This is a genomic window from Streptomyces sp. S063 (assembly GCF_002832675.1).
In the GTDB taxonomy this organism is placed as follows: Bacteria; Actinomycetota; Actinomycetes; order Streptomycetales; family Streptomycetaceae; genus Streptomyces; species Streptomyces sindenensis.
This window is the reverse complement of sequence record NZ_CP021707.1, coordinates 6,595,916-6,622,237: the sequence shown is the minus strand read 5'-3', so window position 1 is coordinate 6,622,237 and position 26,322 is coordinate 6,595,916. Positions and strand designations below refer to the sequence as shown.

21 protein-coding genes, 3 pseudogenes and 1 riboswitch are annotated in these 26,322 nt (G+C 72.7%); of the genes and pseudogenes, 10 read left to right on the top strand and 14 right to left on the bottom strand.

Going from position 1 to position 26,322, the window contains the following annotated elements:
• Positions 1–83: 83 nt before the first annotated feature.
• The 3 genes from CCZ36_RS30115 (at position 84) to CCZ36_RS30105 (ending at position 4,439) form a co-directional block, all read left to right on the top strand.
• A complete protein-coding gene (locus CCZ36_RS30115; protein ID WP_069737242.1) occupies positions 84–893 on the top strand; it encodes an SAM-dependent methyltransferase in 810 nt (269 codons plus the stop codon).
• Positions 894–1,053: 160 nt separating this feature from the next.
• Positions 1,054–2,442 (top strand): MFS transporter, encoded by a 1,389-nt coding sequence (locus tag CCZ36_RS30110; RefSeq protein WP_069737243.1) that lies wholly within the window; start codon positions 1,054–1,056, stop codon positions 2,440–2,442.
• Between the two features lie 95 nt (positions 2,443–2,537).
• A complete protein-coding gene (locus CCZ36_RS30105; RefSeq protein WP_128818997.1) occupies positions 2,538–4,439 on the top strand; it encodes a helix-turn-helix domain-containing protein in 1,902 nt (633 codons plus the stop codon).
• 28 nt (positions 4,440–4,467) lie between these two features.
• Here CCZ36_RS30105 and CCZ36_RS30100 read toward each other — a convergent pair whose 3' ends face one another.
• Complete coding sequence (locus tag CCZ36_RS30100; protein ID WP_069737245.1) at positions 4,468–4,869, bottom strand: (2Fe-2S) ferredoxin domain-containing protein; 402 nt, start codon at positions 4,867–4,869, stop codon at positions 4,468–4,470.
• Between the two features lie 375 nt (positions 4,870–5,244).
• Between CCZ36_RS30100 and CCZ36_RS30095 the strand changes: the two genes are divergently transcribed.
• Complete coding sequence (locus CCZ36_RS30095; RefSeq protein ID WP_069737246.1) at positions 5,245–5,829, top strand: TMEM165/GDT1 family protein; 585 nt, start codon at positions 5,245–5,247, stop codon at positions 5,827–5,829.
• Positions 5,830–5,902: 73 nt separating this feature from the next.
• Here CCZ36_RS30095 and CCZ36_RS30090 read toward each other — a convergent pair whose 3' ends face one another.
• The 6 genes and pseudogenes from CCZ36_RS30090 to CCZ36_RS30060 form a co-directional block, all read right to left on the bottom strand.
• Complete coding sequence (locus CCZ36_RS30090) at positions 5,903–6,421, bottom strand: methylated-DNA--[protein]-cysteine S-methyltransferase (RefSeq protein ID WP_128818996.1); 519 nt, start codon at positions 6,419–6,421, stop codon at positions 5,903–5,905.
• Between the two features lie 13 nt (positions 6,422–6,434).
• Entirely contained in the window at positions 6,435–7,907 is a 1,473-nt protein-coding gene (locus CCZ36_RS30085; protein ID WP_128818995.1) for an AlkA N-terminal domain-containing protein, read from the bottom strand.
• Positions 7,908–8,020: 113 nt separating this feature from the next.
• Complete coding sequence (locus CCZ36_RS30080) at positions 8,021–8,557, bottom strand: O-acetyl-ADP-ribose deacetylase (protein WP_069737281.1); 537 nt, start codon at positions 8,555–8,557, stop codon at positions 8,021–8,023.
• Between the two features lie 79 nt (positions 8,558–8,636).
• Positions 8,637–10,054 (bottom strand): annotated as a pseudogene (locus tag CCZ36_RS30075) (phytoene desaturase family protein).
• A gap of 131 nt (positions 10,055–10,185) precedes the next feature.
• Entirely contained in the window at positions 10,186–11,031 is an 846-nt protein-coding gene (locus tag CCZ36_RS30070) for an inositol monophosphatase family protein (RefSeq protein WP_069742194.1), read from the bottom strand.
• A gap of 273 nt (positions 11,032–11,304) precedes the next feature.
• Complete coding sequence (locus CCZ36_RS30060; protein ID WP_206515777.1) at positions 11,305–12,270, bottom strand: LysR family transcriptional regulator; 966 nt, start codon at positions 12,268–12,270, stop codon at positions 11,305–11,307.
• A gap of 114 nt (positions 12,271–12,384) precedes the next feature.
• On the opposite strand from CCZ36_RS30060, the gene CCZ36_RS30055 reads away from it, so the two are divergent.
• Complete coding sequence (locus tag CCZ36_RS30055; protein WP_069737282.1) at positions 12,385–13,080, top strand: type 1 glutamine amidotransferase domain-containing protein; 696 nt, start codon at positions 12,385–12,387, stop codon at positions 13,078–13,080.
• Between the two features lie 25 nt (positions 13,081–13,105).
• On the opposite strand, the gene CCZ36_RS30050 is transcribed toward CCZ36_RS30055, so the two are convergent.
• Together CCZ36_RS30050 and CCZ36_RS30045 are read right to left on the bottom strand one after the other, a co-directional pair.
• On the bottom strand, positions 13,106–13,474 hold the full coding sequence (locus CCZ36_RS30050; RefSeq protein WP_010072666.1) for a Zn-ribbon domain-containing OB-fold protein: 369 nt from the start codon (positions 13,472–13,474) through the stop codon (positions 13,106–13,108).
• 125 nt (positions 13,475–13,599) lie between these two features.
• Positions 13,600–14,330 (bottom strand): annotated as a pseudogene (locus CCZ36_RS30045) (TetR family transcriptional regulator).
• Between the two features lie 169 nt (positions 14,331–14,499).
• On the opposite strand from CCZ36_RS30045, the gene CCZ36_RS30040 reads away from it, so the two are divergent.
• Both CCZ36_RS30040 and CCZ36_RS30035 read left to right on the top strand, forming a co-directional pair.
• Positions 14,500–15,285, top strand: a complete 786-nt coding sequence (locus CCZ36_RS30040) for an electron transfer flavoprotein subunit beta/FixA family protein (RefSeq protein WP_069737254.1) — start codon at positions 14,500–14,502, stop codon at positions 15,283–15,285.
• Positions 15,286–15,351: 66 nt separating this feature from the next.
• Positions 15,352–16,314 (top strand): electron transfer flavoprotein subunit alpha/FixB family protein, encoded by a 963-nt coding sequence (locus CCZ36_RS30035; protein WP_128816916.1) that lies wholly within the window; start codon positions 15,352–15,354, stop codon positions 16,312–16,314.
• Positions 16,315–16,379: 65 nt separating this feature from the next.
• Here the strand turns inward: CCZ36_RS30035 and CCZ36_RS30030 are convergent, their stop codons facing one another.
• The 3 genes from CCZ36_RS30030 to metE form a co-directional block, all read right to left on the bottom strand.
• The gene (locus CCZ36_RS30030) at positions 16,380–17,777 is read right to left on the bottom strand and encodes a lysine N(6)-hydroxylase/L-ornithine N(5)-oxygenase family protein (RefSeq protein ID WP_128818994.1); all 1,398 of its coding nucleotides are present in this window, start codon (positions 17,775–17,777) and stop codon (positions 16,380–16,382) included.
• A 70-nt stretch (positions 17,778–17,847) separates the two neighbouring features.
• Positions 17,848–19,401, bottom strand: a complete 1,554-nt coding sequence (locus tag CCZ36_RS30025) for a pyridoxal phosphate-dependent decarboxylase family protein (protein WP_237302763.1) — start codon at positions 19,399–19,401, stop codon at positions 17,848–17,850.
• A 564-nt stretch (positions 19,402–19,965) separates the two neighbouring features.
• The gene (gene metE / locus CCZ36_RS30015; protein ID WP_128818992.1) at positions 19,966–22,290 is read right to left on the bottom strand and encodes a 5-methyltetrahydropteroyltriglutamate--homocysteine S-methyltransferase; all 2,325 of its coding nucleotides are present in this window, start codon (positions 22,288–22,290) and stop codon (positions 19,966–19,968) included.
• Between the two features lie 164 nt (positions 22,291–22,454).
• Positions 22,455–22,669: riboswitch (cobalamin riboswitch) on the bottom strand.
• Positions 22,670–23,102: 433 nt separating this feature from the next.
• Between metE and CCZ36_RS30005 the strand changes: the two genes are divergently transcribed.
• The gene (locus CCZ36_RS30005; RefSeq protein ID WP_006128668.1) at positions 23,103–23,300 is read left to right on the top strand and encodes a hypothetical protein; all 198 of its coding nucleotides are present in this window, start codon (positions 23,103–23,105) and stop codon (positions 23,298–23,300) included.
• A 10-nt stretch (positions 23,301–23,310) separates the two neighbouring features.
• Here CCZ36_RS30005 and cobF read toward each other — a convergent pair whose 3' ends face one another.
• Complete coding sequence (gene cobF / locus CCZ36_RS30000) at positions 23,311–24,189, bottom strand: precorrin-6A synthase (deacetylating) (protein ID WP_069737259.1); 879 nt, start codon at positions 24,187–24,189, stop codon at positions 23,311–23,313.
• Between the two features lie 30 nt (positions 24,190–24,219).
• Between cobF and CCZ36_RS29995 the strand changes: the two are divergent.
• A pseudogene (locus CCZ36_RS29995) lies at positions 24,220–24,456 on the top strand (IS5/IS1182 family transposase); the annotation flags it as partial.
• Positions 24,457–24,474: 18 nt separating this feature from the next.
• Here the strand turns inward: CCZ36_RS29995 and CCZ36_RS29990 are convergent.
• Positions 24,475–24,966, bottom strand: a complete 492-nt coding sequence (locus CCZ36_RS29990; RefSeq protein ID WP_069737260.1) for a MarR family winged helix-turn-helix transcriptional regulator — start codon at positions 24,964–24,966, stop codon at positions 24,475–24,477.
• Positions 24,967–25,251: 285 nt separating this feature from the next.
• Here CCZ36_RS29990 and CCZ36_RS29985 point away from each other — a divergent pair, with 285 nt between their 5' ends.
• Positions 25,252–26,316 (top strand): lipoate--protein ligase family protein, encoded by a 1,065-nt coding sequence (locus tag CCZ36_RS29985; protein WP_069737261.1) that lies wholly within the window; start codon positions 25,252–25,254, stop codon positions 26,314–26,316.
• Positions 26,317–26,322: the final 6 nt, after the last annotated feature.

Sequence of the window (26,322 nt, the reverse complement as noted above, 5' to 3'; positions counted from 1 at the left end):
GGCCGGGAGAGCGCCTCCCTACCCTCGACGAAGCCGCCCCCGAAACCGCCCTCGAAGCCGTCCTCGGACGAAAGAAGCTCCGCATGAACGCGCCGCACGACCCCACGGCCGGTCTCGTGACCTCCCGCGCCCACTCCGCCCGGGTGTACGACTACATCCTGGGCGGCAAGGACCACTACCCCGCGGACATCGAGGCGGGCGACGCCATGTGCCGGCACTGGCCCGCCCTTCCCGTCCACATGATGGAGAACCGCCGGTTCATGCACCGCGCCGCCCGCTTCCTCGCGGAGGAACGCGGCATCCGGCAGTTCCTGGACATCGGGACCGGTCTGCCCACCTCCCCGAATCTGCACGAGGTCGTGCAGGAGGTGGCGCCTCAATCGCATGTGGTCTACGTCGACAACGACCCCATCGTCCTCGCGCACGCCCGCGCCCTCCTGCAGAGTTCTCCCGAAGGCGCCACCGCCTACGTGGACGCGAACATGCACGACCCGGACGCCATCCTGGGCAGTCCCGAGTTCCGCGAACTCATCGACCTGGACCGGCCCGTCGGTCTCATGGTCATCGGCATCATGCACTTCATCGAACCGCCGGACGACCGGCGGCTGGTCCGGCGCCTGCTGGACCCGCTGCCCTCGGGCAGCTTTCTCGCGATGACCATCGGCACGGCGGACTTCGCACCGGAGGAGGTCAACCGGGTGGCGCGGGAGTACCGCCGGCAGGGTATGCCCTTCGTCCTGCGCGACCTGCCCACCGCCGCCTCGTTCTTCGAGGGCCTGGAGCCGGCGGAGCCGGGGATCGCCCAGGTGCACACGTGGCACCCCGGCCCGGAGCAGGACGGCATCGACGGCCGGGACATCGCCATGTACGGAGCGGTCGCCCGAAAGCCCTGACCCCGGCGGGGCCCGCAGGGGTCACGGCCCGCTTGCCATGGTGGACGCGCTCACTCTCGCGCCCCTAACTATGGTGCTCCACCATATACGCCTCTGAACTGCGTGTTTCTACGGTATGGCGACACCGAATCGTCCCCGCACACGCCTGGAAGTGGTGCACATGGTCGCCGCAACTCCCTCCCCGAAACCCGCAGGATCCATCAGGCGCATCGTCGCGGCCAGCCTCGTCGGCACCACCATCGAGTGGTACGACTTCTTCCTCTACGGCTCGGCCGCCGCGCTCGTGTTCAACTCGCTCTTCTTCCCCAGCAGCGATCCGCTGGTCGGCACGCTGCTCGCGTTCCTGACGTACGCGGTCGGGTTCGCCGCCCGGCCGCTCGGCGGCGTCGTCTTCGGCCACTTCGGCGACAAGATCGGCCGCAAGAAGCTGCTCGTGCTCAGCCTGCTCATGATGGGCGGCGCCACCTTCGCCATGGGGCTGCTGCCCACCCACGCGAGCATCGGGGTGTGGGCGCCGATCCTTCTGACCGTCCTGCGCCTGGTGCAGGGCTTCGCGCTGGGCGGTGAGTGGGGCGGCGCGGTGCTGCTCGTCTCCGAGCACGGCGGCGACGAGCGGCGCGGCTTCTGGGCGTCCTGGCCGCAGTCCGGTGCGCCCGGCGGCAATCTGCTGGCGACCGGCGTCCTGGCGCTGCTCGCGGCCGTCCAGTCCGACGAGACGTTCCTCGCCTGGGGCTGGCGCGTCCCGTTCCTGCTGTCCGGCATCCTCGTCATGATCGGCCTGTGGATCCGGATCTCGGTCGAGGAGTCCCCGGTCTTCCTGGAGGCGCAGCGCAAGTCGGCCGAGGCGGCCGCGCAGGGGGAGAAGGAACAGCCCCCGGTCGTCGAGGTGTTCCGCAAGAGCTGGCGCGAGGTGCTCCTCGCGATCGGCACACGTTTCGGCGAGAACATCTCGTACTACATCCTCACCGCCTTCCTGCTCGTCTACGTGACCGTGCACCTGGACATGTCCAAGAGCGACGCCCTGAACGCCGTCCTGATCGGCTCCGCGGTGCACTTCGTCACCATCCCGCTGTGGGGTGCCCTGTCGGACCGGCTGGGCCGCCGCCCGGTCACCCTGATCGGCGCGGTCGGCATGGCGGCGTGGGCGTTCGGCTTCTTCGCGCTCCTGAACACCAGGTCGTTCCCCGTCATCGTCCTCGCGGTCACCCTCGGCCTGCTGCTGCACGGCGCGATGTACGGTCCGCAGGCGGCGTTCATCTCGGAGCTGTTCGACACCAAGGTCCGCTACTCCGGCGCCTCGATGGGCTCCCAGCTCGCCTCGATCATCGGCGGCGCCCTCGCCCCGCTGATCGCGGTCGAACTGCTCAAGGACTACGAGTCGTCCGTCCCGATCTCCGTCTACCTCTGCCTCGCCTCCCTGGTCACCGCGGTGACGGTCTGGGTGGCCAAGGAGACCCGCGGCCGCGACCTCACCCGGGACGGCCTGGACCACTCCGTCCCGGCCCAGCGGACCGCGACCGTCAAGGACTCGGTGCCCCTCGGCCGCTGATGCCCCCGCCCTCCCGCGCGCCGCACCGCGTCCCACGGTGCGCGGGAGGGCTCTCCCCGTTGCCCGCTCGGCCCCTCACGGGAGGCGATCACCGTATGCTCACCGGCGTGACACGCCCCGCCCAGCACTCCGCGCCCGCCCTGCGCCGGCTCCTCGACCTGCTGGCGCAGGGGGCGGCGGCCGAGGAGTTCGACCGGCCGGCCGCCGATGCCCGGCAGGCCGGCGCCTCCGCCGCCGAGCTGGCCGAGATCGCCGAGGCCGCCGCCGTGGCGCTGCGCATCCGGCGCACGCTCGGCCAGCACCGGGTGCGCGAGGCCCAGCTCACCGCCCTGTTCGACACGGCCAGCGACCTGGCGGCCCTGCGGGACCTGGACGCCGTGCTGCGGGCCATCGTCCACCGGGCGAGGCTGCTGCTCGGCACCGACGTCGCCTACCTCTCGCTCAACGACGACGCCGCGGGCGACACGTACATGCGGGTCACCGACGGGTCGGTGGCCGAGGCGTTCCAGCGGGTACGGCTCGGCATGGGCGAGGGGCTGGGCGGACTGGTGGCCCAGACGGCCCGCCCGTACGCGACCGGGGACTACCAGGCCGACACCCGGTTCCACCACACCACCACCATCGACAGCGCGGTCCTGGACGAGGGCCTGCGGGCCATCCTCGGCGTTCCGCTGCGCCTCGGGGCCCGCATCATCGGCGTGCTGTACGCGGCCGACCGGTCGCCCCGCGAGTTCACCGCGACCGAGGTGGCGCTGCTGTCGTCGCTGGCCGATCACGCCGCGATCGCCATCGACGGGGCCCGGCTGCTGGAGGAGACCCGGGCCGCGCTGGTCGACCTGAACGCCGCGTCGGAGACCATCCGGACGCACAGCGAGGCGATGCGCCGGGCCGAGGAGGCCCACGACCAGCTCACCGACCTGGTGCTCCGGGGCGGCGGGGCCGACGACGTCGCGGCGGCGCTCGCCGACATCCTGGACGGCGGGATCCTCATCCACGACGCGGACGGCGCGGAGCTGGCCCGGGCCCGCGCCGAGCCGCTGCCGCAGCCGATCCCGGCGGTGTCGGCGTCCCGGGCCCGGGGGCGGGCGGTGCCGCTGGACGGCACCTGGGTCTGCGCGGTCCTCGCGGGGCCCGAGCTGCTCGGCTCCATCGCGCTGACCGGCCGGGCCGGGCTCGCGGACGCCGACCGGCTGCTGTTCGAGCGGGCCGGCGTCGTCACCGCGCTGCTCATGCTGCTGCGCCGCTCGGTCGCCGAGACGGAGGACCGGGTCCGGGGAGAGCTGCTCGGCGATCTGCTCGCGCGCACCGGCGACCCGGGGACCCTGGCCGTGCGCGCCCGCAGGCTCGGCGTCAACCTGAACCGCCGGCACAGTGTGTTCGTCGCCCACAGCGAGGTGGCCCCCCGCCACCGGCTGCTGGCCGCGTCCGCCCGCAGCGCGCAGGCGCTCAACGGGCTGGCCGGGCTCCACCACGACCACGTGGTCCTGGTCGCGCCGTCCGACGCGCCGGGGCCGTCCGCGCAGGCGCTCGCGGCCGAGCTGGGCCAGGCGGTCGGCTTCCCGGTGACGGTGGGCGCGGCGGGCCCCGCCACAGGTCCGGCCGAACTGCCCGACGCACACCGCGAGGCCGGCCGCTGCCTCTCCGCGCTGCGCGCCCTGGGCCGCACCGGGAGCGGCGCGGCCGTCGCGGACCTGGGATTCATCGGCGTACTGCTGGGCGATCAGGCGGACCTGGGCGGCTATGTCCGGCGGACACTGGGGCCCGTGCTCGACTACGACAGCCGGCGCGGCACCGACCTCGTCACGACGCTGGACGCCTATTTCGCCGAGGGCGCGAGCCTGACCCGGACCAAGTCCCTGCTCCACGTGCATGTGAACACGGTGGTGCAGCGGCTGGAGCGCATCGGCCGGCTCCTGGGCCCGGACTGGAACTCGCCCGCCAGGACGCTGGAGATCCAACTGGCCCTCAGGCTCCACCGGCTGACACAGGGCCTGTGAGGGAACAGCCCCGTCCGGCCGGGGGCTCTCAGCCGTCCAGGCCCGCCGAGACCCGGCGCGAGGGCTTGAAGACGTACAGGTCGAGGATGTCCGGCGCGTCCGCGAGCCCCGGGCCGCCCGCCGCCGCCCAGGTCACGATGTCCTGCTCGGCGTGCTCGTCGTTGACCAGGCCCAGCCAGACCGGCCGGCCCCCGGCCCCGCGCCCCTCGGCGGAGGGCTGGACGACGATCACGTTGCCCTGCTCGCAGGCGTCCAGGCACTCGACCGCCCGGACGGTGGCGACGCCCTCCAGACCGGAGCGCAGCCGGGCCAGCTGGGCCGCGTGGTCGACGCCCGGGATCTTCCCGGTGCCGCAGCAGCAGCCCCGGCAGACGCTGACGGTGGGGCGGCCGGGTCCCTGGGCGGGCACGTCCTTGCGGCGGCGGCTCATCGGGGCACTTCCCGTCACGGAGAGAGGGCGACGTCAGGTGAGGACCACCGTCGGTCCGGGTGATCACCACGACTCTACCGAGGCGTCCGCCGTTCGAACACCAGCACCCTCTCCGGGCCGGGTGCGGTATCGTTGACGGCTGCGAAGGGGAGTAGCCCCGCAAACCGGTCGTCGACACACTGGAGCCCCCGGGTTCCCGGTGGCCGGGCTCGTGGATTCCGGGAGGGGTCCGCGGGCGGGCGAGACCTTCGGTCCTGTATGACACGTCCACGCCCTGTGGGCGCTGCCGTCATGCCGGGCCGAGTGGTCCTCCGAAAAGCCCGAGCGGCGCTTCGCGAAGATCCGGTGCCCGGCTCGCACAGAAAGCCACCCGGAATGCATCTCGACCTCCTGGCGATCATCACCGCCTTCGGGCTGATCTTCCTCGCGGAGCTCCCCGACAAGACGATGTTCGCGTCGTTGGCCATGGGCACGCGGATGCGCCCCCTCTACGTGTGGTTCGGCACGTCGTCCGCCTTCATCGTGCATGTCGCCATCGCCGTCGGAGCGGGCAGCCTCCTCGGGCTGCTGCCCGACTGGATCGTCAAGCTCGTCTCGGCCTCGCTCTTCGCGCTCGGTGCGTTCCTCCTGCTGCGCGGCAGCGGCGGGGACGACGATGACGAGACCGAGGTGAGGACGGTGACCGGTTTCTGGCCGGTCTACTCGACCGCGTTCATGGCGGTCTTCATCAGCGAGTGGGGCGATCTGACGCAGATCACCACCGCCAACCTCGCGGCGAGCAACGGCACCTGGTCCACGGCGATCGGTTCGGCCGCCGCCCTGATGTCGGTGTCGGCCCTGGCGCTGCTGGCGGGCAAGTTCATCGCGAAGCGCGTACCGCTGAAGACCGTGCAGCGCATCGGCGGTCTCTGCATGCTGGGCCTTGCCGTCTGGACGGCCGTGGAGATCTTCACCGGCTGAGGCCGCCGCGCGGCGGGGGCGTTCCGGTCCCGGTGCGCCCCCGCCCGCGGGTTTCGTGCGCCCCCGCCCGCGTTCAGAACAGGACCTGCGGCTCCTCCCCCGTACCGCCGCTCTCGAAGGCGAGGAGCCGCTGCTTGCGGTCCAGGCCGCCGCCGTATCCGGTGAGGCTCCCGGAGGCACCGATCACGCGGTGGCACGGGACGATGATCCCGACCGGGTTCTTGCCGTTGGCCAGGCCGACGGCCCGCGACGCGCCCGGTTTGCCGAGTCCCACGGCCAGTTCGCCGTACGTCCGGGTCTCGCCGTACGGGATCTTCAGCAGCTCCGCCCAGACGCTCTGCTGGAACGGGGTGCCCGCCAGGTTCAGCGGGAGGTCGAAGGCGGTGCGGTCGCCGGCGAAGTACTCGCCGAGCTGGCGGATCACCTCGCCGAAGGGCTCGGGGTCCGGTACCCCGAAGGTCTCCTCGGGCGGGCGGTGGCGCTGGTCGGTCATGTAGAGGGCCGACAGGACGCCGTCGGTGGCGACGAGCGTCAGCGGGCCGTACTGGCTGTCGACGACGGTGTGCTGCTTGGCGGGGGTCACGGGGGTCACGGGGGAGCCTCCTTCAGGCGGGCAGGTGGTTGATGGGGTGGTCGTCCACCGTCCAGAGGTACTGCACGGCGTACGCCCGCCAGGGGCGCCAGTCGGCGGCCCGTGCGGTGAGGGCGGCGGGCGTGGCCCGCAGGCCGAGCCGTTCGGCGGCGCGGCGGATGCCGAGGTCGGTGGGGAGGAAGGCGTCGGGGTCGCCGAGGGACCGCATGGCGATGGACTCGACGGTCCAGGGGCCGAAGCCGGGCAGCGCGGCCAGTTCGGCGCGGGCCCGTTCCCAGTCGGTGTCGGTGTCGAGCCGCAGCCGGTCCTCCGCGAGGGCGGCGACGAGCGTGGTGAGGGTGGTGCGGCGGGTCCGCGGCAGCGCGAGGGCCTCCGGGTCGAGCTCCGCCAGCGCCTGGGGGGTCGGGAAGAGGTGGGTGAGCCCGCCCTCGGGGTCGTCGACCGGGACGCCGTGGGCGGTGACCAGCCGGGCGGCGTGGGTGCGGGCGGCGGCGGTGGAGACCTGCTGGCCGAGCACCGCGCGTACGGCGAACTCCGCGCCGTCCACGGTGCGCGGCACCCGGCGGCCGGGGCCCGCGTCGACCAGCGGGGCCAGCAGGGGGTCGGTGCGCAGCTGTGCGTCGACGGCGACCGGGTCCGCGTCCAGGTCGAGGAGCCAGCGGCAGCGGCTGATGGCCCGGGTGAGGTCGCGGGGGTCGGTGAGGGAGAGCCGGCAGGCGATGTGGTCGGGCTTCGGGGTCAGGGCGACGACTCCGTGCCCGTACGGGAGGGTCAGCGTGCGCCGGTACGCGCCGTCGCGCCACTCCTCGACGCCGGGCACCGCGGTCGCGGCCAAGTGGCCGAAGAGGTTGCTGGGGTTGAGCGGGGCCCGGTACGGCAGGCGGAGGGCGATGACGCCGGGTACGGCGGTGGTCCGCGGGCTCCGGGCGGCGCGGGTCCGCAGATCGCCGGGGGCCAGGGCGAAGACCTCGCGGACTGTCTCGTTGAAGGTGCGGATCGAGGAGAAGCCGGCGGCGAACGCCACCTGGGCCATGGGAAGTTCGGTCGTCTCGATGAGCAGGCGGGCGGTCTGTGCCCGCTGGGCGCGGGCCAGGGCCAGCGGTCCGGCGCCCAGCTCGGCCAGTAGCTGGCGTTCGATCTGGCGGGCGGAGTAGCCGAGCCGGGCGGCGAGCCCGGGCACGCCCTCGCGGTCGACGACCCCGTCCTGGATGAGGCGCATGGCCCGGGCGACCGCGTCGGCGCGGGCGTTCCACTCCGGGGAGCCGGGGCTGGTGTCGGGGCGGCACCGCTTGCAGGCCCGGAATCCGGCCTGCTGGCAGGCGGCGGCGCTCGGGTAGAAGGTCATGTTGCGGGTCTTGGGCGGCACGACGGGGCAGCTGGGGCGGCAGTAGATCCGGGTGGTGAGGACCGCGGTGAAGAACCAGCCGTCGAAGCGGGCGTCCTTGGACTGGACGGCCCGCACGCAGCGCTCGGTGTCGGTGTGCATGGTTCCAGGATGGTTCACCGGTCAGGGGCTTGGCTGGCGGAAATCCGACACGGAGGTCGCGCGGAAATCCGACAGCCGTGCGACCGTCGGGGCCGCCCCGGGAGGGCGCGCGCTCAGCCGCGCATCGCGAGGACTTCCTCGAACTCCACGTACGCGTGCGCGTCGAAGAGCACGAAGCGCACCTCCTCGACCGGTTCCACGGTCTCCGCCAGGACCGTACGCACCGCGATCCGGGCCCCGTCGTCCATCGGCCAGCCGTAGATGCCGGTGGAGATCGCCGGGAACGCGATGGACTTGGCCCCCAACTCGGCTGCCAGGCGCAGGGATTCGCGATAGCAGGAGGCGAGCAGGGCGGACCGGTCCTGGGCGCTGGAGAAGACCGGGCCGACGGTGTGCACGATCCACCGCGCGTCGAGGCGTCCGGCGGTGGTGGCGACGGCCTGTCCGGTGGGCAGGCCCTTTCCGTAACGCGAGGCGCGCAGTTCACGGCAGGCGGCGAGGATGTCGGGTCCGCCGCGCCGGTGGATCGCGCCGTCGACACCGCCGCCGCCGAGCAGCGAGGAGTTCGCCGCGTTGACGATGACGTCGACGGACTGGTCGGTGATGTCGCCGCGGACCAGACGTACGGCGGGAGGGACAGAGGTGCTCATGCGGACATCATGCCGCGCGCCGGGGACCTTCGCCGCCCGGTCGGCATGGCCGGTCACCCGCCACGGCCGGGTGACCGCTTCAGGAGCCCGCCCGCAGGCGCCGCCATACGGCCTTGGCGGCGTGGTGACCGGACATGCCGTGCACCCCCGGCCCGGGCGGGGTGGCCGAGGAGCAGAGGAACACGGCGGGGTGCGCGGTGGCGTACGGGACGCGGGCGAGCTTGGGGCGGATCAGGGTCTGGAGGCCGGCGAAGGCTCCGCAGGCGATATCGCCGCCGATGTAATTGGCGTTGCGCGCGGCGAGTTCGGGCGGTCCGGCGACGGCGCGGGCGAGGACCAGGTCGCGGAACCCGGGGGCGAAGCGCTCCAGTTGGCGTTCGATGACGTCGGTGGCGTCGCCCTCCCAGCCGGCCGGGACATGTCCGTACACCCAGAAGACGTGGCGTCCTTCGGGGGCCCGTGAGGGGTCGGTCAGGGTGGGCTGGGCGGTGATGAGGAAGGGGGCGCCGGGGTCGCGGCCCTCGACCGCGGCCTTCAGCGCCGTGTCGATGGCGGTGGCGGTGGGGCCGATGTGGACGGTGCCCGCGCGGCGGGCCTCGGGCGCGGTCCAGGGGACGGGGCCGGACAGCGCGTAGTCGATCTTGAAGGCGGAGGCGCCGTACCGGTAGCGGTGGTAGGCGCTGCCGAGTCCGGCGATGCGGGCGAGGGCGGAGGGCGAGGTGTCGAAGATGTAGGCGCGGGCGGGCGGCAGTTCGTCCAGCCGCTTGACCTCGCTGTCGGTGCGGATCGTGCCGCCGTGTTCCCGGAGCAGGGAGGCGAGGGCGTCGGAGATGGCCTGGGAGCCGCCGCGCGGCACCGGCCAGCCGTTCTCGTGGGCGGCGAGCGCGAAGACGAGGGCGATGGCCGAGGTGGCGAAGCCGCTGGTGGGCGCAATGGCGTGGGCGGCGAGTCCGGCGAAGAGGCCGCGGGCCTTCTCGCCCTGGAAGCGCCGGGAGACCCAGGTGGCGGGCTGGAGGCCGAGCAGACCGAAGCGGGCCAGCCGGTACGGGTCGCGGGCAGGCTCTCCCAGGGGGTGCGCAGGAAGTCGGCGGCCAGGGTGTCCCAGCGGCCGAGGAAGGGGGCCATGAGGCGGCGGTAGGCGCCGGCGTCGGCGGCCCCCAGCGTCATGGCGCTCTCGCCGACGGAGCGGGTGAGGGCGGCGGCCGTGCCGTCGGGGAAGGGGTGGGCGAGGTCGACCTCGGGGTGCAGCCACTCCAGGCCGTGCCGGGCCAGGGGCATCGCCCGGAACGCGGGCGAGCCGATCCCGAGGGGGTGCACGGCGGAACACGGGTCGTGCCGGAATCCGGGGAGGGTCAGCTCCTCGGTGCGGGCTCCTCCACCGATGGTGTCGTGCGTCTCGTGGACCTCCACGGAGAAGCCCCGGCGGGCCAGTTCGGCGGCGGCGGTCAGTCCGTTGGGCCCGGCGCCCACCACGACCGCATCGAGCATCGACGGCACCTTCGGACTCCTTCGTCGGCCGGCAGTCGGACCCCCAGGGTATGCGGCCCCACCGACAGCGCGGACGCGGACCCCCGCGGATGCGCGCGCCGTTCGGCCCGGTCCTCGGCGGCCCCGGCCGCCCGTTCCGGTCAGCCGCCCGCCCGCAGCGCCGTCAGGATCCGTGCGACGGTGGCCTTGTCGCGGGCCGCCGTGAACGGCAGGTCGTTGCCGCCCGCGATCCGGAACGGGACGCCCGCCAGGGTCGCCTGCGCGCCGCCCGCCTCGGTGACCAGGAGCAGTCCGGCCGCGTGGTCCCAGGCGTACTCCCAGTTGAACGCGATGCCGTCGAGGTCCCCGCGTGCCACCGCGAGGTACTCCAGGCCCGCCGAGCCGCAGGGCCGGGCCGCGATGCCTTCGGTACGCAGGCCGAGCAGGGCCCGCTTCTGGGCGTCGGTGGTGTAGTCGGGGTGCGACATCGCCACGTCGAGGACCGCACCGGGGGCGGGCGCTCCGGCGCGTATCGGGGCGCCGTTGAGGGTGGCGCCCCGGCCGCGCACGGCGACGGCCATCTCGCCGAGGACCGGTGCGTACGTCCAGGAGGCGTGGATCTCGCCGTGCTGGGCGAGGGCCACCAGCGTGCAGAAGCCGGCCTCGCCGCGGACGAACTGGCGGGTGCCGTCGACCGGGTCGACGATCCAGACGGGGGCGTCGCCGCCGAGGGCGTCGTAGACCGCCGGGTCGGCGTGGACGGACTCCTCGCCGACGACGACCGAACCGGGCAGCAGCTTGGTGAGGGCGGCGGTGAGGTGTTCCTCGGCCAGCCGGTCGGCGGCGGTGACCAGGTCGTGCGGGCCGCTCTTCTCGATGATCTCGTGAGCGGCGAGTTTCCGGTGGCGGGGCACGATCTCGGCAGCGGCGGCGGCGCGCACGGCGGCCTCGACCTCGGCCAGCGGTCCGGTGTTCCCGGCGGTCCCGTACAGGAAGTCATCGATCATGGCTCCACCCAATCACGGCCGCCCGGCGAGGCTGCCACCCAGCCACCGTCACGGCCCGCCCGTCCCGTCCGGCGCTTGAGGACGGAACGGTTGCGGGGTGTTCGCCGCGCTCACAGGAGGCGTGCGCCTCGGGGACGCCCGTGCCGATCGCCTCCCCGGCGCTCTACGACGGTTTCCCCGGCTCGATCCGTACGCTCCTGGGGTCCGAGGTCGTCGCGGGAACACCGGCGGCCGTCCCGCCGCACGCCCTCTCCGCCGTGGCCGACCGGGCGCTCACCACGCGCGGGCTGCCTCGATCAGCAGATCGCGCACCCGCGCCACCTGAGGGTTGACGGCGGAACCGGGGCGCTGCACGAGGTAGGCGGTGTTGATCGGCGGGTCCTCGGGGGCGTACAGCTCGACGAGGGCACCCGAGGCCAGCTCGGCCGCGCAGAGGTAGCGCGGCAGCACCGAGAAGCCCGCCCCGGCCACGACGGCGGCGAGTACCCCGCGCAGGTCGGGCACGGTGACGGCGGCCCGGCAGTCGAGGCGGCGGCCGAAGACATGACGCCAGTAGCGGCGGGCGATGGGCAGGTCCTCGGCGTACGTGACCAGGGGCAGGCCGTGCAGCACGCCCGGCCCCCGGGCGGCCAGGTCCTCCGGTCCCCCGGTGCGGGCGGCCCAGTGCGGGGCGGCCGTCAGCACGAACTCCTCGTCCATCAGCGGCACCGCGGACAGCGCCCGGCCGCGCGGCCGGGTGGTGGCGACGACCAGGTCGTGGCGGCCGGCCCGCAGCTCGTCCAGGAGCGGATCGGTGAGCCCCGTCACGGCGCGCAGCAGCAGCCCGTCCGCGACGATCGGAGCCAGCGCGGGCAGCACCCGCAGGCACATCAGCTCGGCGGGGCCCGCCAGGTGGACGGGGTCGGCCGGGCGCTCCCCGGCCGGGACCGTATCGCCCGTGACCTCGGCGAGGGCGTCCAGCGGGGCGACGACGCGGGCCGCCAGCTCGTCCGCATACGGCGAAGGGGCGACCCCGCGCGGCAGCCGCTCGAACAGCTCCCGGCCCACCTGCCGCTCCAGGGAGCGCATCTGGGCGGTGACGGCCGGCTGGGAGAGGCCGAGCAGCCGGGCTGCGGCGGTGAAGGACCCCGAGCGGTGCACGGCGAGAAACGTGCGCAGCAGATTCAGATCGGCCGGGCCCGGTGGCACGTCCGCCGGACGGCCCAGCTCCGCGAACCCATCAGGATCCTTATTCCTCATAGCTGCCAGGCTATTGGAAACCTATGAGTGATCCGGCCTACCGTCGCACAGGTCAGCACTTCCCGATCCCCGACCGACCCCTCGACACCCCTCTGATCTACGGAGATGTACGACATGGCAAAGATCCTTTTCGTGGTGACCGGCGCGGACCACTGGACCCTGGCGGACGGTACGAAGCACCCCACGGGTTTCTGGGCCGAGGAGGCCGTGACCCCGTACGAGACCCTCACCGCCGCCGGCCACGAGGTGGTCGTCGCCACCCCGGGCGGCGTCGTCCCGACCGTGGACCGCGGCAGCCTGGCACCCGAGGTCAACGGCGGCCGGGAAGGCGCCGACCGGGTCGCGGCCGCGCTCGACGCGTTCGAGGAGCTGCGGCGGCCCGTCGCGCTGGAGGACGTGGATCTGGACGCGTACGACGCGGTGTTCTACCCCGGCGGCCACGGCCCGATGGAGGACCTCGCGGTGAACGAGGCCTCCGGCCGGCTGCTCACCGCCGCGCTGGCCTCGGGGAAGCCGCTGGGTGTGGTCTGCCACGGTCCGGCGGCGCTGCTCGCCGCGACCGGCCCCGACGGCGAAAACGCGTTCGCCGGGTACCGGCTGACCGGCTTCACCAACGCCGAGGAGAGCCAGGCGGGCCTCGCGGAGAAGGCCAAGTGGCTGCTCCAGGACCGGCTGGTGGCGGCGGGCGCGGAGTTCCAGGAAGGTGAGCCCTGGGCGCCGTTCATCATCACCGACCGCAACCTGATCACCGGTCAGAACCCCGCGTCGTCCGCCCCGTTGGCCGCCGAACTGGTCGACCGGCTCGGCTGACCGCCCACTCGGCGACCGGGTCCGTTCAGATCCAGTCCTGCCGCGCGGGGGGCTCGCAGAGTTCCAGCACCACCTCGCCCGTCTCCGGCTCGTCCCCGGAGACGGGCCGGACGCGTGCGCCGACCGTCACCAGGTGCGGGGCCGCCCCCACGATCCGGCAGCGGAAGACGAAGCCCTCGGAGAACCGCACCAGGGACTCGTTGCGCGCCGCCTCGGTGTAGCGGTGGATGACGGCGGTCCGGACGATGACGCCGTCGCCGGTGGTGCGTTCGGGCTCCAGTTCGCTGGACGCGCACACCGGGCACAGCAGCCGCCGGAAGGAGGCGGTGCCGCACCAGCGGCAGCGGTGGTAGGCAAGGCCGCACTCCTCGTGCGCCTTCTGGACGGTACCCATTCCTGTCTGGGACACGGCTCGACCCCCTGCGCTCGACTCGGACGCGCCGCACCTGCACTGCCGGCGCGTCCGCACCATATGGCACTGAGTGCCGGGCCGTAAAGGCACTGAGTGCCCATTGATACTCAGTTCTCGCCGACGGCCGACTCGATCTGCTGCACGACGCGCCACATCGGGGTGCCTTTCCGCGCGACCATCACCACCACCTCACCGTCGCCGTCACCGCCGCCGGAGACCGCCAGGGGAACAGCCGGGACGGCGGGGCCGGCAGAGGCCTCGGGGGCGGCCGGGACGGCTGAGGCGGTGGGCCGCCCCCACACCTCGCGCACCAGGGCGAGCGCGTGGTCGACCGCCGCCTCGGGATCCCCTCACCGCCCGAGCGCAGCCACAGCCGCAGCCCGTTGTTGTGCGCGGCGACCACGGACGCGGCGATCACCTCGGCCCGCAACGCCCCGTCGCCGTCCGCGCCGAACCGGCTCCGCAGATGCCCGGCGAGGGTCTGCTCGTAGCGGCGCACCACGGACAGCTCGTACGTCCGCAGCCCCGGCACCTCCCGGGTGAGGCGGTAGCGCTGCACGGAGAACTCGGGGTTGGCCGCGTACATCCGCAGCACGATGCGCGCCGCATCGGCCACCGCGCCGACCGGATCACCGTCGTCGGCGGTGGCCAGGAATTGGGTCATCTCCGCCAGGCAGCGCTCATGGTCCGGGAAGACCGCGTCCTCCTTCGACGGAAAGTAGCGGAAGAACGAGCGCCGGCCCACCCCGGCCCGCGCCACGATGTCGTCCACGGTCGTCCTCTCGAAGCCCCGCTCGAGAAAGAGCTGGAAGGCGGCCTGCGCCAGCACCTCCCGCATGGGTGCCTTCTTCTCGGGTCCTCGCGCCTCGCTCATGCGGCGAAACGTAGCACCGGAGGACGGGTTTTGGCACTCGGTACCTTTACAGAGGGTACTGAGTGCCATAGTCTCCTCATCAGTACGAATGACACCCAGGTGGGACCACACCCAGGTAGGCAGGAGAGCCGGCGTGAGCTTGAGGATCGTTGTCTGTGTGAAGTACGTGCCCGACGCGACCGGTGACCGGCGTTTCGCCGATGACCTGACGCTGGACCGTGAGGATGTCGACGGTCTGTTGTCGGAGCTGGACGAGTACGCGGTCGAGCAGGCGTTGCAGATCGCGGACGAGGCGGACGATGCGGAGGTCACCGTGGTGACGGTGGGTCCGGAGGATGCCAAGGACGCGTTGCGCAAGGCGTTGTCGATGGGTGCGGACAAGGCGGTTCACGTCGAGGACGACGATCTGCACGGCACGGATGTGATGGGTACGTCGCTGGTGCTGGCGAAGGCGGTCGAGAAGACCGGTTATGACCTGGTGATCTGCGGTATGGCGTCGACGGACGGTGTGATGGGTGTGCTGCCGGCGCTGCTGGCGGAGCGGCTGGGTGTGCCGCAGGTGACGCTGTTGTCCGAGGTGTCGGTGGCCGGGGGTGTGGTGACCGGGCGGCGTGACGGTGACACGGCGACGGAGCAGCTCGAGGCGTCGTTGCCGGCGGTGGTGTCGGTGACCGACCAGTCGGGTGAGGCGCGTTACCCGTCGTTCAAGGGGATCATGGCGGCGAAGAAGAAGCCGGTGGAGTCGCTGGATCTGGAGGATCTGGGGCTGGAGGCGGACGAGGTGGGTCTGGCGGGTGCGTGGACGGCGGTCGACTCGGCGACGGAGCGTCCGGCGCGGACGGCGGGCACGATCGTGAAGGACGAGGGTGAGGGCGGCAGGCAGCTCGCCGAGTTCCTCGCGGGCCAGAAGTTCATCTGATCCCGCGCGTGCGGTCCTTCCTCCTTCTTCCCCTCCCTCTCTTCTTCTCGTCTGGAGTGCGTTGTCATGGCTGATGTTCTGGTTCTGGTCGATCATGTGGATGGTGCGGTCCGTAAGCCGACCCTGGAGTTGCTGACGCTGGCGCGTCGGATCGGTGACCCGGTCGCGGTCGCGCTGGGTGCGGGTGCGGGGGCGACCGCGCCGGTGCTGGGTGAGCACGGTGCGGTGAAGGTGCTGACCTCGGAGGCTGCGGAGTTCGCGGACTACCTCGTGGTGCCGAAGGTGGATGCGTTGCAGGCGGCGTTCGAGGCCGTCTCGCCGGCGGCGGTGCTGGTGGTGTCCTCCGCGGAGGGCAAGGAGATCGCGGCGCGTCTGGCGCTGCGGATCGGGTCGGGCATCATCACCGACGCCACCGATCTGGAGGCGGGGGACGGGGGTTTGGTGGCGACGCAGGCGGTGTTCGCCGCCTCGTACACCACCAGGTCCCGGGTCTCCCGGGGTGTTCCGGTGATCACGGTGAAGCCGAACTCGGCGCCGGTCGAGCCGGCCGCGGCGGCGGGTGCGGTGGAGGCGTTGTCGGTGTCGTTCGGTGAGGGCGCGACGGGTACGAAGGTCACCTCCCGGACGGCGCGGGAGTCGAGCGGGCGTCCGGAGCTGACCGAGGCCGCGATCGTGGTCTCGGGGGGCCGTGGGGTCAACGGTGCGGAGAACTTCCCGCTGATCGAGGCGCTGGCCGACTCGCTGGGGGCTGCGGTGGGCGCGTCGCGTGCGGCGGTCGACGCGGGCTGGTACCCGCACACCTCGCAGGTCGGGCAGACGGGCAAGTCCGTCTCCCCGCAGCTGTACATCGCCTCGGGGATCTCCGGTGCCATCCAGCACCGGGCGGGGATGCAGACCTCGAAGACGATCGTCGCGATCAACAAGGACGCCGAGGCCCCGATCTTCGAACTCGTCGACTACGGCGTCGTCGGCGACCTCTTCACCGTCGTTCCCCAGCTCACCGAGGAGATCAACACCCGCAAGGGCTGACCTCCTGGTGCACGGACGTGGCCGGGCCGCACGGTGAACCCCACCGCGCGGCCCGGCCGCGTCTGTCAGCTTCGGTCTTCGGCCGGACGCGCCGAGGGAGCCCGGTCGTCCCCGTCCCGGTCCTGTGTGCCGAGGCCGAACGTGGTGAACGCCGTGCGCTCCGGCAGCGGGTAGAACTCCTTGCCCGTCAGCGCGTTGACGATGACGGCGGACCGCCAGGCGGCCAGGCCCAGATCCGGTGTGCCGACGCCGTGCGTGTGCCGTTCGGCGTTCTGCACGAAGACGGAACCGGCGATCTCCGGTGCCAGTACCAGCCGTTGGGCCGCGTCGACCTGTGGACGTCCCGCCTCGTCGCGCACGACGTACGGGTCGAGGGCGGCGAGCAGCGTGTCGACGGGGCGCTCCCGGTAGCCGGTGGCGAGGACGACGGCGTCCGTGACGAGTCGGCCCTTCACCTCCTGCTGGCCGTGCTCGACGCTCAGTTCGACGCGCCCCTCCCCCGTGGTGGCGGCCCCGGTGACCTCGATGCCGGGGGTCAGGGTGACGTCGGGCCAGTCGCCGCCGAGGCTGCGCCGGTACAGCTCGTCGTGGATGTCCCCGAGCGTGTCCCCGCTGACGCCCTTGTAGAGCTGCCACTGGCGGGGCAGGAGCCGGTCCCGGGTGGCCTGCGGGAGCCCGTGGAAGTAGCGGGTGTAGTCGGGGGTGAACTGCTCCAGGCCGATCTTGCTGTACTCCATGGGCGCGAAGGCCGGCGTACGGGCCAGCCAGGTCAGCCCCTCCGCCCCCTCGGGCCTCGATCGCAGCAGGTCCAGCAGGACTTCGGCGCCCGACTGGCCCGAGCCGACGACGGTGATGTGGCGGGCGGCCAGCAGCCGGTCGCGCTGGGCGAGATAGTCCGCCGAGTGCAGCACGACGGAGGCAGGGTCCCGGACCAGCTCCCGCAGCGGCTCGGGGACATGGGGTGCCGTGCCGACGCCGAGGGCGAGGTTACGGGCATGGGCCAGCCCGGTCGTCAGGGCCTCCCCGTCGGGGTCGAGCCGGGTGAACTCCACGGCGAACGCGCCCTGTCCAGGGTCCCAGGCGACCGTCTCGACGCGGTGGCCGAAGCGGGTGGAGGGCAGTTCGGTGCTCACCCAGCGCAGATAGTTGTCGAATTCCGAGCGGTGGATGTGGAAGCGCTCGGCGAAATAGAACGGGAAGAGCCTGCGGCGGACCTTGATGTAATTGAGGTACGACCAGGGGCTGGTGGGCTCGACGAGGCTCACCAGGTCCGCCAGGAAGGGCACCTGGAGGGTCGCGCCCTCGATGAGCAGCCCGGGGTGCCAGTGGAAGGCTGCCCGCTGCTCGTGAAAGGCGGCGCGCAGCCCCGGGACACCGTCGGCGAGTGCGGCGAGCGAGAGGTTGAAGGGCCCTGCCCCCACCCCCAGCAGGTCGAGGGGCGGCGTGCGCGGTCCGGGTGTCATCGGGTTCCTCCGGCGGGGGTCGCGAGTACGGCGAGGGTCGGTCCCGGGCGAGTCGTGCGCATCGTCGACGTCATGGCGACAGCCTTTCCGTCCCGGAGGCCCCGGTACCGTGGGCCGCCGGGGCTTCGGACGCTCCGCGGTCCGCGGCCGATGCGCTCACGGCGCGGTCCGCCGCCGCCGTGACGAGGTCGAGCAGCGGGAGCAGATCGGCCGTCACGGCGTTCGGGTGCAGCAGGGTGGCCTTCAGCCAGAGGCGGTTGTGGCCGTCCCCGTCCTCCGCCACCGCCCGCCCGAGAACGGCGCGTCCCTCGGCGAGCAGGGTGCGGCGGACCACGGCGACCACGGCGTCGCCCGCCTCGTCGTCCAGCGTGTCGGCCGCGGCAGGGCGGAACAGCACGGTACTGATCCCGATCCCGCCGGGGCGCAGGCGGAGTTGAGGGTGCTTTTCAACGGCCCGGCCGAACTCATGGGCCGTCCGTACGCAGTGCTCCACCAGTTCCCCGAGCCCCCGACGCCCGAGAGCCCGGAAGGTGACCGCCATCTTCAGGGCGTCGGGGCGTCGGGTGGTGCGGATCGAGCGGCCCAGCAGGTCCGGGAGGCCGGCCTCGGTGTCGTCGTCGGCGTTGAGGTAGTCGGCGCGCAGGGCCAGCGGGGCGAGCATCCCGGCGTCGGCGACGGCCAGCACCCCGGCGGCGACGGGCTGCCAGCCGAGTTTGTGCAGGTCGAACGTGACGGTGGCGGCGCGCTCCAGGCCCGCGAGCTGTGCGGCCAGGCGGTCGCTGAACAGCAGCGGACCGCCGTACGCGGCGTCGACGTGGAGCTGGGCCGTGTGCCGTTCGGCGATGCGGGCGATCTCCGGCAGCGGGTCGATGCGCCCCTCGTCGGTGGTCCCGGCGGTGGCGACGACCAGGATCGGTGCTCCGGCGAGCCCGGTCAGGGCACGGTCGAGGGCGGCCGGGTCGATCCTGCCGTTGTCGCAGGCGACGACCGTGGGGGCGGGCAGGCCGAGCATCCAGGCGGCGCGGTGGACACTGTGGTGGGCGTTGGCGCCGGTCACCACCCGCAGCGGGCCGCCTGCCGTCCGTTCCCGGGCGAGGAGCAGGGCGACCAGGTTGGACTCGGTGCCGCCGCTGGTGATGAGCGCGTCGGGGGCGGGGGCGCTCGGGTGGACGAGGCGGGCCAGGGCGGCCGTGGTCAGCTTCTCGATCACCCCGGCTGCGGGCGCCTGGTCCCAGGAGTCCATGGAGGGGTTGAGGGCCGCCGCCGCCAGGTCCGCCGCGACGGCCACGGCGAGGGGCGGGCAGTGCAGATGGGCGACGCAGGCGGGGTCGGCCGGGTCCGCGGCCCCTTCCGCGACCGCGCGCACGAGGTCCCCGAGCGCGACCTCGGGTCCGATGCCCTCCTCCGGCAGGACCGGGGAGCAGAGGGCGCGCGTGTCCTGCTCCACGGCCTCGGGCCCTCCGGCGGGCAGCGGGCCACCCCGGGCCGGGGCGGCCTCCGCCAGGGCGTCCAGGACGACGGCGGTGAGGGCCCGCAGGTGTTCCGGCCCGTGCGCACCGCCCGCGACGCGTCCTCCCCGTACGCCTTCGCCACCACCAGGAGCCGTCGGCGTACCGGAGCTCACGCCCAACTCCGCACGTTTCGCGCAGTGTTCACCGGGTGGCGGAGGCGGAGCAGACGGCATGGCGAGGACCTTCTGTCGGGGTGCGGACGAGGCGCACGGCAGCGGGGCCGCGCGGGCGGCCCCTGAGGCGGAAAGATCCACCACCGGGGCTCGGCGGTTAGGTTAACCTAACTTCGGGGGTGTGGATGATGCGTGACCCGCCCGCTCGGGAGGCTGCTTCGCGTACGAGGGGCCCCAGTTGCCGGATTCCGACTCCGCCGCCCGGCGTAGTGCGTCCGTCGGTCCCAGCAGTTCGGCCGGCAAACAGCCGGAGCGGACGCCCGGTTCCCACCGGTGCACCTGGACGGCGACGGCGGCCGGGGCGAGGGTGTCGAGCGGCAGCAGGGTGCGGGGCCCGGCGAGTTCGCGCACGCGCCGCGGGGACGGGTCGTCGTGGCGCATGCCGTGCCACCGCCCCGCCGCCCTTCGGTCCGAAGCGGCACGCTATCAGCGGGCTCGGACACACCGGTGCGGATGGGCACCCGGTGCGGGAGCGACGGTGGCCGCTCCCGCACCGGGCCCGGATCACGCCGCTTCGGTGGGCAGCTCCGCGCGGATCCCCCGCGCGGCGGCGACCAGGTTCTCCAGGGAGGCCCGGATCTCGGGCCAGCCACGGGTCTTCAGGCCGCAGTCGGGGTTCACCCACAGGCGCTCGGCCGGGATCGCCTCAAGTCCCTTGCGGAGAAGGGCCGCTGCCTCCTCGGTGCTGGGGATGCGGGGTGAGTGGATGTCGTAGACGCCGGGTCCAGCCTCGCGCGGGTAGCCGTGGGCGGCCAGCTCGCGGGCGACCTGCATGTGGGAGCGGGCGGCTTCCAGGCTGATGACGTCGGCGTCGAGGTCGTCGATGGCCTGGACGATGTCGCCGAACTCGGCGTAGCACATGTGGGTGTGGATCTGGGTGTCCGGCCGCACTCCGGCGGTGGCGAGCCGGAAGGACTCCGTCGCCCACTCCAGGTACCCGGCATGGTCGGCGGCGCGCGGCGGGAGTGTCTCGCGCAGCGCGGGTTCGTCGACCTGGATCACCGAAGTCCCGTTCGCCTCCAGGTCATTGACCTCGTCGCGCAGGGCGAGGGCCACCTGGCGGGCGGTCTCGCCGAGCGGCTGGTCGTCGCGGACGAAGGACCAGGCGAGCATGGTGACCGGCCCGGTGAGCATGCCCTTGACGGGGCGGTCGGTGAGCGACTGCGCGTACGCGGTCCAGCGCACGGTCATCGGCTCGGGGCGCGAGACGTCTCCGGCGAGGACCGGCGGGCGGACGTAGCGGGTGCCGTAGGACTGGACCCAGCCGTGCTGGGTGGCGAGGTAGCCGGTGAGCTGCTCGGCGAAGTACTGCACCATGTCGTTGCGTTCGGGCTCGCCGTGCACCAGGACGTCGATCCCGGCCTTCTCCTGGAAGGAGAGGACCTCGCGGATCTCGTCCTTGATGCGCTCCTCGTACCCGGCCTCGTCGATCCGGCCCGTCCGCAGATCCGCCCGCGCCGTGCGCAGTTCGGAGGTCTGCGGGAACGAGCCGATGGTGGTCGTCGGCAGCAGCGGCAGCCGGAGGTGGGCCCGCTGGGCGGCGGTCCGCTCGGCGTACGGATGGGAGCGGCGGCCGTCCGCATCGGTGATGGCCGCCGTACGGGCGCGTACGGCCGGATCGCGGGTGATCGCGGCGGAGGCGCGGGCGGCCAGGTCGGCGCGGTTGGCGGCGAGTTCGGCGGTGATGGCGTCCGTGCCGGCGGTCAGACCGCGGGCCAGGACGACGATCTCCGCCGTCTTCTGCTTGGCGAAGGCGAGCCCGCGGGCGATCTGCGGGTCGATGTCCCGCTCGGCCTTCGCGTCCAGCGGGACGTGCAGCAGGGAGCAGGAGGCGGAGACGTCGACCTGGCCGGCGAGACCGAGCAGGGTGCCGAGGGTGGCGAGGGACTTCTCGTAGTCGTTGATCCAGATGTTGCGGCCGTTGACGACACCGGCGACCAGTCGCTTGCCGGGCAGCCCCCCGGCCGCCGCGAGGTCGTCGAGGTTCCCGGCGCCGGTCTCGGTGAAGTCGAGTGCCAGCCCGTCGACGGGGGCCTTGGCCAGGACCGGCAGGGCCTCGCCGAGCCGCCCGAAGTAGGAGGCCACCAGCAGCTTGGGCCGGTCGGTGTGGCCGCCGAGGTCGCGGTAGGCGCGGGCGGTGGCGCTGAGCTCGGCCGGGGTGCGGTCCTGGACGAGGGCGGGCTCGTCGAGCTGCACCCACTCGGCGCCCGCCGCACGCAGGTCGGCGAGGACCTCGGCGTACATGGGCAGCAGCCGGTCCAGCAGGGTCAGCGGCTCGAAGTCGGCGGCCACACCGGGGGCCGCCTTGGCGAGCAGGAGATAGGTGACGGGGCCGACGAGGACCGGGCGCGGGATGTGGCCGAGCGCGAGGGCCTCCTTGAACTCCGCGACCTGCTTGGCGGAGTCGGCGGTGAACACCGTGTCCGGACCCAGCTCGGGCACCAGGTAGTGGTAGTTCGTGTCGAACCACTTCGTCATCTCCAGCGGCGCGACGTCCTGCGTGCCGCGGGCCATGGCGAAGGAGCCGTCGAGGGCGTCGGCGCGGACCGCGTCGCGGTGCCGCTCGGGGAGAGCGCCGACCATGACACTGGTGTCCAGGACATGGTCGTAGTACGAGAAATCACCGGTCGGCACTTCGTGGACACCGGCCTCGGCGAGCTGCTGCCAGGTAGCCCGGCGCAGGTCGGCTGCGGTCTGCCGGAGGGCGTCGGCGCTGACGCGGCCCTTCCAGTAGCCCTCGATGGCCTTCTTCAGTTCACGGTTCCGACCCTGGCGGGGGTAGCCGTACACGGTGGCCCGTGCTGCCGCGGCTGCGGGCTTCGCTGTCACGTGACTCTCCTTCGCGAGCGTGTCTGCGGTGCAGACCCCGGGACGGGACGCGGACGCGAAGGGATGACACATCGGGCGGACACCGGACACGTCGAACTGTGCCCGTCCACCTGATGGTTACGCCGACCCACCCACGAGGTCACCGAGATCTCCGCACGCGAACGGTCGCGTGCGGGCAACGGGCAGGTCTTCGGACTCGCGGGCACGTCTGCCGGGGCAGACACCTAATGGCCGTCGCTTCCCGGGCCCGGTCGGGCCCAGTGCGTATGACGGCGGTCGTTCCCACTCACCGCTGCGGGGCAGTCCCGGATTCCCACCGGGTTCCCTCTTACGACACCCTGCCTGGCGGACAGGGCGAACCAGCTGCACCGGTCAGCCTAAGGGGACGACCGCCGGGCGCACACCGTCGTTCGCACTCCGGACGGTGAGGTGGGACACGGGGCGGCCCTTTCCGGCCGTCCGCGCCCCGCGCCGCCCGGTGGTGGTCCGGTGCGGCGGCGCGGGACGCCGTGCGATACACCGGCACACCGGCCGATCTCCCGCAGCCCCAGCCGCGGAGAACTTCCAGCACCACCGCGCAGACGGTTCTGCCCGGTGGTGGGCGTCATGGGTTCCCCGATCGTTCGGCTGTTCGCCACCCGCTCCCTGACCGCCGGTCAGATCATGCGTCTCGACTGTGCGGAGGCAGTGACCCAGATGTAACCGAATGGCGTAGGGGAATGCGGAACCACGGAGCGTCACAAGCCGTTCTTCTTCCCACTACACGGCCCGCCGATCCCCGGCGGTGCCGATCGAGGAACGGAAAACGTCATATGAAGAAGACAGTTGGGTGGGCCCAGGACGGCGACGACTGGACGATCACCGTGAACGGCACGCAGTACCGCGCCATCGAGCGGCCGACAGGCGGCCGGGTGGACAACTACCTGGTCCGGGGTGACGATCTGAGCGCCGAGTGCCCGAGCCTCGGCCATGGACTGGGCGTCATCCGGGAGCACGAGTCCCGGCGCTGACCCGGGACCGTCAGCCGAGCGGGCCGCCCACCGAACCGTCCGTGCCGTCCGCCGGGCGGCCCGCCGCCTCCTCGTCGCCCGCCGACTTCTCGTCGCGCGGCCCCTGCCGCAGCAGGTAGGTGTCCATGATCCAGCCGTGCCGTTCGCGGGCCTCCGCGCGCACACGGCTGATCTCGCCGGCCACCTCGTCGAGCGGGCCGGAGACCAGGATCTCGTCGGGGGTCCCGATGTACGCGCCCCAGTGGATCCACAGGCCCCGGCCCGTCAGATGGGTGAAGGTCTCATGGCCGTCGAGCATCACGACGATGTCGCCGTCGTCCTCGGGGAAGCCCTGGGCCAGCCGTCTGCCGGGGGTGATGTGGATGGGGCGGCCGACCTGGTTCAGGGTGACGCGGTGCCGGGCGGCGAGGGCGGAGACGCTGCTGATGCCGGGAATCACCTCATGGCCGAACTCCACCGTGCCGCGCCCCCGGATGTCGTCGAGGACGGCGAGCGTGCTGTCGTACAGCGCCGGATCGCCCCACACCAGGAAGGCTCCGCACTGCCCCGGTGCCAGCTCCTCGATGATCAGGCGTTCGCAGATGTCCGCACGGCGGTGACGCCAGTCGTGCACCGCCGAGGTGTAACGCGCGGCATCGCCCTGAGTACGGTCGCGCCACGGGTCGTCGGCCTCCACCACGCGGTAGGGGCCGGTGAGATGTTCGTCGAGGATGTCGCGCCGCAGCCGGGTCAGTGACTCCTTCTCCTTGCCCTTGCCGAGCACGAAGAACACGTCGGCCCTGCGCATGGCCTTCACCGCGGCGAGGGTCAGATGGTCGGGGTCGCCCGCGCCCATGCCGATGACGAGGAGGTGCCGGGGGGCTTCGCTGACGTCTGCGGTGTCTGCCATGTCTGCCGATCATGCCAGGACTGGAGCGTGCTCCGCCGACGAGGAGTCCGCGCTGCCATCCCCCAGCCCTCCGACCAGATCTGCCACCGCTTGCGAGACCGACCACTCGCCTTCGACGCCGAGGTACGCAAGCAGCGCAACGCGGTCGAGCGATGCACCAACCGGCTCAAGCACTGGCGCGGCCTGGCCATGCGGACCGACAAACTCGCCATCGCCCACCAGGGCGCCCTCGGCCTCGCCGCCATCCTCATGTGGACCCGCAGCTGACGAACCGCAACGAAGTGGCTAGGAGCTCCCGTCTCCCTCGACGTTGGCGATCATCGTGCGCAGTACCTTCAGCGCGGCCACGTACTCCTCGTCGCTGATGCCCTTGTGGACCTCCGCGCGCAGCTCCGTGGCCAGCCCGCGCAGCCGGACCCTGGCAGCCTCGCCTGCATCGGTGAGGTCCAGGTTCTGGTCGGCGTCGATCCGTAGCCAGCCTCGGTGCAGCAGCTGGTCGATCACCCGAGGGATCTCGTGCTGCCCGCCCGCGAGAGGGGTCAGCTGGGCAATCACCTCTTCACGGCCGGGTGCCGTGGGCCCGCCGGATACTCGGTTGAGTACCCAGTACTGCGGCTGGGTGACGTCGATCTTGGCCATGGCGTCACGCAGACGCCGGGTCACGGCCTCGTGCACAAGGCCGGCCCAGTAGCCGACGGGCTGGCTGGCCAACACGTCGTCCGTGGCGGACGGATCAGCCGGCGCCTGGTCAGTGATGCTGTCGCTTAACGGTTTCATGATCGCGACGCTACACCGCCGCCGTACACGTGGTCACTGGCGAACGCTGGATCCCCGCCTCAAGGACTGCGCGGCCGGGCCGAGCGCACTGGAGGGCTCGTCATCGAACCGTCTCCCTGGCCACGGCGACGGCCGCCACCGCAGGCTGGCCCGCTCTCGGCCTCGCCCCATCCGGCCGCGTCCACGCGCCGCACCGGGGATGATCCATACCGTGATGCGCGTTGTATCCGGTTGTGTCTGGCTCATGTGGCGAGCCGGACCCTGGAGAGAGCTGGAGGCGGCGCTGTGCACGGTGAGTACAAGGTTCCCGGCGGCAAGCTGGTCGTGGTGGACCTGGAGGTGGAGGGCGGGGCGTTGCGGGACGTCCGGGTCGCCGGGGACTTCTTCCTCGAACCGGACGAGGCGATCCTCGCCATCGACGCGGCGCTGGAGGGCGCCCCCGCCACCACCGACACCGCCGGGCTCGCGGCCCGGATCGAGGCGGCGCTGCCCGACTCCACGGTGATGCTGGGACTGAGCGCGGAGGGCGTCGCCGTCGCCGTACGCCGGGCCCTGGCGCGGGCCACGGAGTGGAGCGACTACGACTGGCAGCTGATCCACGAGGCTCCGCAGTCGCCCGCGCTGCACATGGCGCTGGACGAAGTGATCACGGCCGAGGTCGCGGCGGGGCTGCGGCCGCCGACCCTGCGGGTCTGGGAATGGGACGCCCCCGCCGTGATCATCGGCAGCTTCCAGTCGCTGCGCAACGAGGTGGACCCGGCGGGCGCGGAGCGGCACGGCGTCGACGTCGTACGCCGGATCTCGGGAGGAGGCGCGATGTTCGCCGAGCCCAGCTCCACCATCACGTACTCGCTCGCCGTGCCGCAGGCGCTGGTGTCGGGACTGTCCTTCGCCGACAGTTACGCCTATCTGGACGACTGGGTCCTGGAAGCCCTCGCGGACATGGGCATCAAGGCCTGGTACCAGCCGCTCAACGACATCGCCACCGAGGTCGGCAAGATCGCGGGGGCCGCGCAGAAGCGGGTGGTGGGGCCGGACGGCGGCCCGGGGGCCGTGCTCCACCACGTGACGATGGCGTACGACATCGACGCCGACAAGATGCTGGAGGTGCTCCGCATCGGGAAGGAGAAGATGTCGGACAAGGGCACCCGGTCGGCGAAGAAGCGCGTGGACCCGCTGCGGCGGCAGACCGGGCTGCCACGCCAGGTGGTGATCGAGCGGATGATCGACTCGTTCCGCAGGCGCCACGGCCTCACCACCGGAAGCGTGACCGACGCCGAGCTCGCCCGCGCCCAGGAGCTCGTACGGACGAAGTTCGCCACGCCGGAGTGGACGGCCCGGGTGCCGTAGGGCTCC